The following is a 10,930-nucleotide window of genomic DNA, read 5'->3' as shown; positions in this document are numbered from 1 at the left end:
TAAAAAACACCTTGCCAAATAGGAGCGTCAGGACGGAGGAAGCCCCCGCCGCACGTAGTGCGCAGCGGGGGCTTCCGACATGTCCGAGGACGTTTTCAGAGCTTTACCCTGTAGGGTCCCGAGAGGATACGTCCGCTACTCAGCCATCTGAGCCTGGACGGCGGTGATGGCCACGACACCCACGATGTCGTCGGCAGAGCAGCCGCGCGACAGGTCGTTGACCGGCTTGGCGATGCCCTGCAGAATGGGGCCGTAAGCGTCGGCGCCGGCGAAGCGCTGGACCAGCTTGTAGCCGATGTTGCCGGCCTCGAGGTCGGGGAACACGAGCACGTTGGCCTTACCGGCGACGGAGGAGCCGGGAGCCTTGAGCTGGGCGACGGTGGGGACGATAGCAGCATCGAGCTGCAGGTCGCCGTCGATGGCGAGCTCGGGTGCCTTCTCCTTGCAGAACTTCACGGCCTCCTGGACCTTCTTGGCGACCTCGCCACCGGCGGAGCCCATGGTGGAGTAGGAGAGCATGGCCACGTGCGGCTCAACATTGCCCATAAAGGTGGACCAGGAGTGGGCCGAGGCGATGGCGATCTCGGAGAGCTCGTCAGAGGACGGGTTGATGTTGAGGCCGCAGTCGGCGAAGATCAGCGTACCGTCGGTGCCGAATTGCGGGGTGTCGGTGCACATCACGAAGAAGGCCGAGACCAGCTTGGTGCCCGGGGCAGTCTTGAGGATCTGCAGCGCGGGGCGCAGGGTGTCGGCGGTGGAGTGGCAGGCACCGGAGACCAGGCCGTCGGCATCGCCCATCTTGACCATCATGGTGCCAAAGTAGGTGGCGTCCATCACCTGGGCACGAGCCTGCTCGATGGTGACGCCCTTCTTGGCGCGGAGCTCGGCAAACTTCTGCGCGTACTCCTCGTGCTTCTCGGCGTTGCGCGGGTCGATGACGGTGGCGCCGGGAACATCGATCTCGTCGGGGTTGCCCAGGATGACGAGCTTTGCCAGGCCCTCCTCGATGATTTTGTTTGCCGCGACGATGGTACGCGGATCCTCGCCCTCGGGCAGGACGATCGTCTTAAGGTCGGCCTTGGCGGCAGACTTCATACGGTTCAGGAAATCGCTCATGATACTCCTTACAAGCGTTTCGCTAAGCTCCAGGCCCTCGGCTGTCCACGAATAAACCCGCTGCTAGCGGGTTTACCTTTCAATAATGTACGCCGCGGTGCTTGAGCTTTCCTTGTGTGGCAAGCTCATTATAGGACGCATTAGCGCTATAATCGCTCTGATAAATATGTCTCGACGTATGTTCGAGAAAAAGCCCAGTTAAAAAGCGTGTGGCTTTTGACAAGGAGTATCGATGCAGATTACCTCAGGCCTGCCTGAAGGCTTTAATGCCGGTGCGTACGACATGATCGTTGTCGGCGCCGGTTATGCCGGTGCCGTTTGCGCCCGCCGTCTTGCCGAAACTATCGGCTATCGTGTTGCCGTTTTGGAGCGTCGCGGCCACATCGCGGGTAATGCCTACGACTGCACTGACGAGGCCGGAATCCTGGTCCACGAGTACGGTCCGCACATCTATCACACTTTTAATGAGCGCGTCCATAACTTCCTGTCGCGCTTTACCAAGTGGACGGACTACCAGCACAAGGTGCTCGCCAACATCAACGGCACCCTCATGCCCGTACCCTTTAACCATGCGAGCCTCAAGCTCGCCTTTGGCGATGAGCGCGGCGAGGAGCTGTACCAAAAGCTCGTGGAGACCTTTGGCAAGGACGTCAAGGTGCCCATTATGGAGCTGCGCAAGAAGAACGACCCGGATCTTGCCGAGGTCGCCGATTATGTCTATGAGAACGTCTTTTTGCATTACACCATGAAGCAGTGGGGCCAGACGCCCGACCAGATCGACCCCTCGATCACCGGCCGCGTTCCCGTCTTTGTGGGCGATGACGATCGCTACTTCCCGCAGGCTCCTTTCCAGGGCATGCCGCAGGACGGCTATACCGCGCTGTTCGAGCATATGCTCGATCACGATCTGATCGACGTATTCTGTGACGTAGACGCCCGTGACCTCTTTGAAATCGACGAGACCACCGTCAAGATCGACGGCAAGGTCTATGGCGGCGAGATCGTCTACACCGGTCCGCTCGACGAGCTATTCAACCTCGACCTGGGCGCGCTGCCGTACCGCACGCTCGATATGAAGTTCGAGACGCTCGATATGGACCAGTTCCAGCCCGTGGGCACCGTCAACTACACCACGAGCGAGGACTATACGCGCATCACCGAGTTCAAGAACATGACTGGTCAGGTCCTGCCCGGCAAGACCACCATCATGAAGGAGTACTCCAAGGCCTATACGCCCGGCTCGGGCGAGACGCCGTACTACGCTATTCTGGAGCCCGAGAACCGTGAGCTCTATGAGCGCTACCTTGAGCGCGTCCAGAACCTGACGAACTTCCACCCGGTGGGTCGTCTGGCCGAGTATCGTTACTACGATATGGACGCCGTGACCAATTCTGCCCTCGATCTTTCGGATGAGATTATCGCCTGCCATGCATAAAGTCATAACATTCGGTATTCCCTCATATAACGCCGCCAAGGACATGGACCATTGCATCACCTCCATCTTGGAGGGGAGCAATTACGCCACCGATATCGAGATTATCGTGGTGGACGACGGCTCCAAGGACGAGACGGCCGCCAAGGCCGACGAGTGGGAGGCCCGTTATCCTGGAATCATCCGCGCGGTGCACCAGGAGAATGGCGGCCACGGTATCGCCGTCCTCTCGGGCCTGCGTGAGGCGCATGGTACGTACTATAAGGTCGTTGACTCGGACGACTGGCTCGACGGTGCGGCGCTTTCGACCATGCTGTCGATTCTGCGTGGCTTTGAGGAGCGCGACCAGCGCGTCGACCTGTTTATCTCGAACTACGTGTACGAGAAGGTTTACGAGGGCACGCATACCGCTATTGGCTACAAGTTTGCCCTGCCGCGCAAAAAGATTTTCTCTTGGGACCAGATCGGACACTTCCGTCCCGATCAGAACCTGCTTATGCACAGCCTGTGCTATCGCACCGATGTGCTGCGTGAGTCCAATCTGCCTATGCCGGCACACACGTTCTACGTGGATAATATCTACGCATACGTGCCGCTGCCGCGCTGCAAGACCATGTACTACGCCGACATCGACCTCTATCGCTACTTTATCGGTCGCGAGGGCCAGAGCGTCAATGAGGCCACGATGGTCAAGCGCCTGGGTCAGCAGTTCCGCGTAACGCGCATCATGATGGAATCGTTCCACCTGTACCAGGACGTTGAGTCCTCGCGTCTGCGTTCGTACATGATGGGCTACTTCACCATGATGATGGCGATTTGCTCGGTGCTCACCAAGCTTTCCGAGGAAGATTGTGCCGATGAGCGCCTGAAGACGCTGTGGAATGATTTGAAGGCCTATGACGAGCGTATGTATCGTCGTGCACGTTACGGTGTGGTCGGCTTCTTCACTAACCTCCGCGGTCGTGCCGGAGACAAAACCACACTCGGCCTATACCGTCTTGCCTCAAAGATCTTCAAATTCAACTAGGGCAGAAACGCTCGGGTAACGGGGACCCCTGGTCCTTAACTTGCTACTTCGAACAGTCCTGCGCAAGACGGAGGCGCCACTGGCGCCTCCTTTGCGTGCGGAACTCGTATCAAGTTAAGGACCAGGGGTCCTCTGCTATGTCTCGCTTTATGTCAGACGGCTGAATTTGAAGATCTTGGACGCGCGGTACACAGGGGCCTGGGCTGAAAGGGATCTTGTTGAGTAGGTTGCCCGGTGGAGCTTGGTTATGTTTGTCGCGAGTTCCGCACGAGCCGAAGAGCACTTAATGTGCGCTTCGTGCGAGCCAGGACTGTAGAGCAGCAAACATAACCAAGCCCCACCGGGCAACCGGTCAGGTTAGGCTACTTTGCGGCGCCGGGGATGCCGTGGGAGGTTTTGGCGGTTTTGGCTCCGTTTACGATGGCGGTCTGTAGGGCCCTTACGGCGAGCATGCCCAGTAGGTCTAGGGGAACGGTGGCGCTTGTCTGAGCGTCTAGCTTGCCGCTGGCGAGGGTGTAGATGGTGTCGCCGTCGTTCGTGGTGTGCGTGGGACGGATGGCGTGTGCATAGGCGTCTGCGGCCATCTGGGAGACCTTGGTGGCCTGAGCCTTGGTGAGCTCAACGTTGGTGACGATGCAGCTGATAGTGGTGTTGGTGCGGTCGAGCGGCATCTGCATAGAGCCGGCGGCGGCAAAAGCGGCGAGCTCCATGTCGACGATCTGGTCGCTATCGGCTGCGGCGCGCATGCCGGCTACCCACTCGCCCGTGGTCGGGTCGACGACGTTGCCGCAGGCGTTGACCGAGACCACAGCGCCCACCTTGACAGGGCCGAGCGCCACGGCAGCAGCGCCAAGGCCGGCCTTCATGCAGGTGGCGGGACCCATGAGCTTACCTACGGTAGCGCCGGTGCCGGCGCCCACATTGCCCTGTTCGAGCGTGGTGGGGGTGTTGTCGAGTGCCTCGCGCACGGCGGCGATGCCGGCCTCTATGTCGGGGCGCACGGTGGGATCGCCAAAGGCGAGGTCGAAGATGCAGCTGGAGCACACGATAGGCACCTGCGTGGGGCCGACGGGAAGGCCGATGCCGCGGCTCTCGAGCTCGCGGGCGACGCCGCTTGCAGCCTCCAGACCAAAGGCCGATCCGCCCGAAAGGCAGACGGCGTGGACCTTGTCGACGGTGTTCTCGGGACGCAGCAGGTCGGTTTCGCGCGATGCTGGAGCACCGCCGCGAACGTCAACGCCGCCGGTGGCGCCCTCGGGTGCCACGATTACGGTGCAACCGGTGCCGGCCTCCTCGTCCGTATAGTTGCCATAGCAAAAGCCATCGACGTCGCAGACGTCAATGGCCTCGAGCAGTGTATCCATGTTTAACTCCTATCGGTTTTCCGCCGCGCCTTGTGCCCGGTCGGGATCCGTACGGTACGCCAAAATTGTAGGCGCCGGGGGATACCCAGCGCCAGATGCAATTACGAGAGTTTTTGAATCGCGCGCGCGACGCGGGCGATGGGTAGGCCCACCACGTTATAGAAGTCGCCCGAAATATCGTGCACGAGCATGCGTCCTCCTGTGCCCTGAATGCCGTAGGCGCCGGCCTTGTCCATGGGCTCACTCGAGGCGACGTAGTGCTCGATCTGCTCGTCGCTGAGCTCGTAGAACGTCACGTCGGTCACATCGACAAAGGATAGGCTTTCGGCGGCATGCGGGGCGGCCGTATCGCCTGCCTTAACGATGCAGACGCCGGTTGCAACCTGGTGCGTGCGGCCCGAAAGCTCACGGAGCATGGTGCGCGCCTCGTCCTCGGTTGCCGGCTTGCCCAGAATCTTGCCGTCAAAGGTGACGATGGTGTCGGCCGCGACCGTCAGCTCATTGGGCTCGGCATGCTCGGCGGCAACGGCGGCGGCTTTTGCGCGTGCTAAGCGTTCAACGAGCGTAAGCGGGGCCTCGCCATCAAACGGCGTTTCGTCGATATCGGCAGGAATGATGCGAATGGTATAGCCCGCCTCGCGCATCAACTCGATGCGGCGCGGTGATTGCGAAGCCAAAATCATAGCTGAATGCCCTCGGCGACCTTCTCGACGGCCTTGTCGCCAGCGAGCGTGCGCAGCAGCTCGAGCGCAAAGGGGAGCGACTGGGCCATGCCGCTGGCGGTGATGATGTTGCCGTCTTGCGTAACCTTCTCGCCGGTATAGGCGCCTTCGGGGAAGCATTTCTCAAAGCCAGGGAAGCACGTGGCGTGGCGCCCCTCGAGCAGGTCGAGCTCGCCCAGGATAAACGGGGCGGCGCAGATGGCGGCGACGTGATTGGTCGCGGCGAACTCGCGGACCACGTCGCAGACGCGCTGATCGGCGCGCAGGTTGGTGGCGCCGGGTAGGCCGCCGGGCAGCACGACGCAGTCGTACTCGTCAAAGTCGATTTCATCAAAGAGCGCATCGCAGGTCACGGGGATCTGCAGCGAGCTTACGACCTCGCGCGTGGGCATGATCGAGACGAGCGTGGCACGCACGCCGCCGCGACGCATGACATCGACCATGGTCAAGCATTCAATAGTTTCAAAGCCATCGGCGGCGAGAACGGCAACGCTGGGCATGAGGGTTCCTTTCATAGGCGGCATACAATTAGCCGTCTTATACCCCGAAGACCTCCGCTTGCCACGCTCGATTTCCCAATGATTTTTCTGAGCAATGATTAAGTGGCTAGTTGCGCTTGAGGTGGACGACGGTTTCGCAGTGGAAGGTTTGCGGGAACAGGTCAACTGGCGTGATCTTTACGGGGGAGAAGGTGCCTTCTTCGACAAAGCGTTTGAGATCGCGTGCCAGGGTGGCCGGGTCGCAGCTCACGTAGGCGACATCGCGAGCACTCGTGCTGGCGATAAGGTCGATCGCTTCGGGGGCGAGGCCTGCGCGCGGCGGGTCGACCACCAAGACGTCGGCATCCTGGTCGGGGAACTCGCGCACCGCGTCTCCGCCAATGACGTCGACGTTATCAAGCTTGTTGATCTCCAGATTACGGCGCAGGTCGCGCACGGCGGGGCCGTAGGCCTCGACGGCGGCGACAAAGTCGCAGCGGCGGGCGAGCGGCAGGGTAAAGGTGCCGGCACCGCAGTACAGGTCCACGGCAAGCTCGTCTTCCTGCGGGTCGAGCGCTTCCATGACAAGGTCGATCAAAATCTCGGCACCCTTGGTGTTGACCTGGAAAAAAGACGGGGCAGACAAGCGCATCTGGCCGTCAGCGATGTTCTCGGTCCACGAGCCCTCTCCGGCGAGCATCTCGACCTTGGAGACACGGCGGGCCTTCTTTTCACCCTTGCTCATAACGCGCACTATGCTCGTGGGGTGTGCGGCGTCTGCCAGCACGCGCGAGACCTGTGAGCGCGGGAAAGAGCCCGTAGGCGTCCAGAGCGCCACCTCGAGTGCCTTGGTGCGGCGCGAGGCGCGAATGCCCACGCGCTCCAAGCCCAGGTCGTGGCTGCCGCTCAGATAATTGAGCGCGCCGACAACCGATTTGAGTGCCTTGGGGAAGCGTTTGTCGAACAACGGGCACGAATCGACGGTCACAATCTTGCTGGGATCGACGCCGTGCATGCCAAGACGCACGCGGCCGTTTACAACGGTCGGTTCGAGCTCAATTTTATTGCGGTAGCCCCAATCGTCCTTGGTGTGGCGGATGGGCTGCACCAGCTCGTCGACTTGCTCAGGGGTGAACTTGCCGATGCGCTCGAGCGTGGAGCGCAGGTTTTGCTCCTTGGCGGCAAGCTGAGCGGTGCGTGAGAGGTTGCCCCACGAGCAGCCACCGCAGATGCCCACGAAGGGGCAGGGAGGCTGAATTCGATCGGGGCTCGGCTCCAGAATCTCGGTGGCGCGGGCGCGCATAAACGATTTGCCGTCCTGCACGATCTCGGCCTCGACGGTGTCGCCCGCCACGGCGCCCTGCACAAATACGGCTTTGCCGTTATCGGCATGCGCCAGACCATCGGCGCCATACGTCATCGATTCTATGGTGAGCTTCATATTCCTGCCCGTCATTCGCGTTGTTGTCCGCAACCATGGTAGCAGGGAAAAGCGCCCCGCATCCGAGGCTTTCCTCAAATGCGGGGCGCTTCTACAAACGACTATTTCGTCTTGCCGGTAATGAGCGTCTTGAGTCCTAGGCCGATTAGGCCCAAGCCCATGCGCACGCGACCGGGGCGATGGCGCTCGATGGCTTTGGTCTTGCCGGCGGGTTTCTCGCGGCGGGCGCTTGCCTGGGGCGCGGGCTTGGCGGTCTGCGGCTGAGGCTGGGGTGCAGGCTCGGGCTCCAGGTCGGGCTCGATGACGGTCGCCTGGACCTTCTGTACCTTAGGGGCTGCCGGCTGTGGCTCGGGCTTGGGGCCCAGAACAGGTGCGGGTTCCGGTTTTGCTTTGGCGACGGGCTCCGAAGCCACGGCTGCGGACTCGGCGTTGCGATAAGCGCGCTCCAACAGGAACTCCTGCGAGTTAAAGGGCTTCTCACCCTCTTTTCGCTCTACGGGAACCCAGGTGCCGTCGCTCGTCAGGCTACGTGCCTTCACGTTGTCGCGCAGTTGCACGCCCATGTACTCGTGCACCAGCGCGCGGCAGGTGGGGTCGAGCACGGGGAAGGCGATCTCCACGCGGTGCTCGGTGTTGCGCGTCATCATGTCTGCCGAGCTCAGGTAAATCATGTCCGAGTCCACGCCGAAAGCATAGACGCGCGCGTGCTCCAAAAAGCGTCCGACGATGGAGCGGACATGCACGTTCTCGGTCTTGCCCGGAACACCGGGCTTGAGGCACGAGATACCGCGGATGATCATGTCTACGCGCACGCCGGCACACGATGCCTCGGCGATCTTGTCGATAACCTCGCGGTCGGTCAGCGAGTTGAGCTTAAAGAACACGCGGGCGGGCTCGCCGGCAAGGGCGCGCTGGATCTCGCGGTCAAGCCCGCGCATGATGAGCGGTTTCAGTCCGACGGGCGCCACACCCAGGAAGCGGTAGTCGCCGCGCAGGTTGCCCAGCGACAGGTTGCGGAAGAACAGGTTGGCGTCCTCGCCGATGCCGGGGTGGGCGGTCATGAGCATAAAATCGCTGTAGAGCTTGGCCGTCTTCTCGTTAAAGTTACCGGTGCCCAGCAGCGTCAGGCGCGTTAGCGCCATGCCCTCGCGATAGGTGAGCTGGCAGATCTTTGAGTGGCATTTAAAACCCTCGGAGCCATAGATGACGGTGCAGCCCGCTTCTTCCAGACGCTCTGCCCACTCGATGTTATTTTGCTCGTCAAAGCGCGCGCGGAGCTCCATGAGCACCGTGACCTCTTTGCCGTTCTCGGCGGCATCGATCAACGACTCGCACAGGCGGCTCTGCTTGGCCACGCGGTAGAGCGTGATGCGTAGCGAGATGCACTCGGGGTCGTATGCGGCCTCGTGTACCAGGTCCAGGAACGGATTCATGGCCTCGTAGGGGTAAAAGAGCAACTTGTCGCCCTGCAGCACCTGCTCACGAATGGAGCGGGACATGTCGATGGTGGGGTTGGGCTGCGGCTTAAACGGCGTAAAGAGGAGCTCGTTGCGCAGGTGCTCGGGAATTTTGCCCTCGATGCCAAAGACGTAGCCCAGGTCGAGTGGGATATCGCAGGTAAAAACCGAGCGGCGCGAAAGCTCGAGCGCTTTGCGGATGGTCTTGAGCGTCGCCTTCTCGAGCGAACCGGAGACGGCAAGCACCACCGGCTGCAGGCGCAAACGCTTTTTGAGGATGCGCTTCATGTGCTGGCGGTAATCCTCTTCCTCCTCGACGCCCTCGCCGTCCGGGTCGATATCGGCATTGCGGGTGACGCGGATCAGAGCGCGGTCGAGCGGCTTATAGGAGCCAAAGCAGCTGTCCAGGCAGGCGAGAATGACGTCCTCGAGCAAGATGTAGGAGTAGGTGCCGGCGGGCGAGGGGATCTCGACCACGCGGTTCATCGAGGCGGGAATCTCGATAAGGCCCAGCAGGCTCTCCTCGTCCGTGACACCGTCCAGTCCGCAAGCTAGATAGAGTGCGCCGTTGCGCAGGTTGGGGAAGGGGTGGCGCGGGTCAATGACCAACGGCGAGATGACCGGCGACACGTAGGCCTGGAAGTAGCGGGTGACAAAGGTGCGTTCCTCGGGCGTAAGCGAGTCGATGCGAGCGCGGTGAACGCCCAGGGCGTCGAGCTTGCCTTCGATGCTCTTGAAGATGGTCTCCCAGCGGGTAAGGAGCCCGGGCAGCTCTGCCATGACGGCATCGACCTGTTCAGAGGCGGTCATATTACTCTTGTTATCGACAGGCTGTTTTTTGAGCTCTGCCAGGTCGGACAGGCCGCCCACGCGCACCATGAGAAACTCGTCGAGGTTGGACTCGAAGATTGACACGAACTTGAGGCGCTCAAACAGCGGGACGGTCTCGTCGAAGGCCTCGTCAAGCACGCGGTTGTCAAAGCGCAGCCAGCTAAGCTCTCGGTTTTGCGTGTACGAGAAGTCGCGCGGCGGCTTGCGTAGCTTTGCGGCGGCTTGCTTCTTTTCGATTTTGCTCGGCATATGCATCTGTCCGTTCAGTCCCCGCAGGGGACGATAGCCTAACTCTATTCTATTGTCTCAATTTAGTTGACCGCTGGCACGGACGTATCGCGTGAACGGTATCTTTACCTACTTCTTACGCTGACAAGCCATAGAGCTGACGCCCTTCGCGTTGTGAAAAACGGTCTATATCCTCACTCAACTGGTGAGTATGTGTGAATAAGAATGATAGGTAGCTGAATATCATCGAATACAGACAGAAACACGAACAAGCGTCATTTATATACATAAAACCGTTTTAGATATGCAATTCTTAATCGAAAGATTGGAGTTGTAATTGCGAATGATTTTTAAGAAAAAAGAGCGTTTACCTTAGAAAAGTTACTTTAGAGCGCCGAAGTGCATTATGGGGTAATCACATGCGATATACCGTTCATCGCACTTTGTTGACCGTTCGGGGGCGAGGTGGAATTGCGGGTGGAATTTGGATATAACTAGAGCTGTCAGCAAGCAGCGCCCGTTACGGAAGGGCGCTGATAGATTCGGCCGAAAGGCCCGAAAGAAAGGTAGGAGGCCATGACGAAAGGTCTGCACGTGCCTTCCGAGATCGGCAAGCTCAGGAAGGTCTGCCTGCACCGTCCCGGCGACGAGCTCCTCAACCTGCCGCCCGACGAGCTCGAGCGACTCCTGTTCGACGACGTCCCGTTCCTTGAGGTCGCGCAGCAGGAGCACGACACCTTCGCCCAGATCCTGAGGGACCAGGGCGTGGAGGTCCTCTATCTCGAGAACCTCGTCGCCGAGGTGTTCGACCAGGTCCCCGGCGCCCGCGCCGA

General features: G+C 60.5%; 9 protein-coding genes. 3 read left to right on the top strand and 6 right to left on the bottom strand.

All coding sequences use genetic code 11. From position 1 onward, the window contains the following. Positions 1–135 precede the first annotated feature (135 nt). On the bottom strand, positions 136–1,116 hold the full coding sequence (gene pta, locus DW913_RS09745) for a phosphate acetyltransferase (RefSeq protein ID WP_117640338.1): 981 nt from the start codon (positions 1,114–1,116) through the stop codon (positions 136–138). A gap of 232 nt (positions 1,117–1,348) precedes the next feature. On the opposite strand from pta, the gene glf reads away from it, so the two are divergent. Then, a complete protein-coding gene (glf, locus tag DW913_RS09740; protein WP_055252340.1) occupies positions 1,349–2,551 on the top strand; it encodes a UDP-galactopyranose mutase in 1,203 nt (400 codons plus the stop codon). Then, positions 2,544–3,575: a glycosyltransferase family 2 protein gene (locus DW913_RS09735; RefSeq protein ID WP_117798365.1), complete on the top strand. Its 1,032-nt coding sequence runs from the start codon at positions 2,544–2,546 to the stop codon at positions 3,573–3,575. The genes glf and DW913_RS09735 overlap by 8 nt, the downstream gene beginning before the upstream one ends. A gap of 362 nt (positions 3,576–3,937) precedes the next feature. Here DW913_RS09735 and DW913_RS09730 read toward each other — a convergent pair whose 3' ends face one another. The 5 genes from DW913_RS09730 to ppk1 form a co-directional block, all read right to left on the bottom strand. Continuing rightward, positions 3,938–4,939, bottom strand: coding sequence for a P1 family peptidase (locus tag DW913_RS09730; RefSeq protein ID WP_117798364.1), 1,002 nt, complete (start codon positions 4,937–4,939; stop codon positions 3,938–3,940). A gap of 101 nt (positions 4,940–5,040) precedes the next feature. After that, positions 5,041–5,622 carry a nucleoside triphosphate pyrophosphatase gene (locus DW913_RS09725; RefSeq protein ID WP_117798363.1) on the bottom strand — a complete coding sequence of 194 codons (582 nt, stop codon included), beginning with the start codon at positions 5,620–5,622 and terminating at the stop codon, positions 5,041–5,043. Beyond that, a complete protein-coding gene (locus DW913_RS09720; RefSeq protein ID WP_117798362.1) occupies positions 5,619–6,161 on the bottom strand; it encodes a DJ-1 family glyoxalase III in 543 nt (180 codons plus the stop codon). Before DW913_RS09720 ends, DW913_RS09725 begins: the two co-directional genes overlap by 4 nt. A gap of 106 nt (positions 6,162–6,267) precedes the next feature. Then, positions 6,268–7,596, bottom strand: coding sequence for a 23S rRNA (uracil(1939)-C(5))-methyltransferase RlmD (gene rlmD, locus DW913_RS09715; RefSeq protein WP_117798361.1), 1,329 nt, complete (start codon positions 7,594–7,596; stop codon positions 6,268–6,270). An 86-nt stretch (positions 7,597–7,682) separates the two neighbouring features. Then, entirely contained in the window at positions 7,683–10,118 is a 2,436-nt protein-coding gene (gene ppk1 / locus DW913_RS09710) for a polyphosphate kinase 1 (protein WP_233542050.1), read from the bottom strand. A 555-nt stretch (positions 10,119–10,673) separates the two neighbouring features. Here ppk1 and DW913_RS09705 point away from each other — a divergent pair. Continuing rightward, the coding region (locus DW913_RS09705) for an arginine deiminase family protein (protein ID WP_233542049.1) at positions 10,674–10,930 on the top strand (257 nt) is incomplete at its 3' end.

Origin of the sequence: Collinsella sp. AM42-18AC (genome assembly GCF_003467965.1) — a bacterium.
In the GTDB taxonomy this organism is placed as follows: Bacteria; Actinomycetota; Coriobacteriia; order Coriobacteriales; family Coriobacteriaceae; genus Collinsella.
This window is presented reverse-complemented; position numbering and strand designations above follow the sequence as displayed.

Bases quoted from the DNA above. Each gene is read 5' to 3' on its own strand.
- ppk1 (WP_233542050.1), bottom strand. From the start codon at position 10,118: ATGCCGAGCAAAATCGAAAAGAAGCAAGCCGCCGCAAAGCTACGCAAG.
- rlmD (WP_117798361.1), bottom strand. From the start codon at position 7,596: ATGACGGGCAGGAATATGAAGCTCACCATAGAATCGATGACGTATGGC.
- pta (WP_117640338.1), bottom strand. From the start codon at position 1,116: ATGAGCGATTTCCTGAACCGTATGAAGTCTGCCGCCAAGGCCGACCTT.
- glf (WP_055252340.1), top strand. From the start codon at position 1,349: ATGCAGATTACCTCAGGCCTGCCTGAAGGCTTTAATGCCGGTGCGTAC.
- DW913_RS09730 (WP_117798364.1), bottom strand. From the start codon at position 4,939: ATGGATACACTGCTCGAGGCCATTGACGTCTGCGACGTCGATGGCTTT.
- DW913_RS09720 (WP_117798362.1), bottom strand. From the start codon at position 6,161: ATGCCCAGCGTTGCCGTTCTCGCCGCCGATGGCTTTGAAACTATTGAA.
- DW913_RS09725 (WP_117798363.1), bottom strand. From the start codon at position 5,622: ATGATTTTGGCTTCGCAATCACCGCGCCGCATCGAGTTGATGCGCGAG.
- DW913_RS09735 (WP_117798365.1), top strand. From the start codon at position 2,544: ATGCATAAAGTCATAACATTCGGTATTCCCTCATATAACGCCGCCAAG.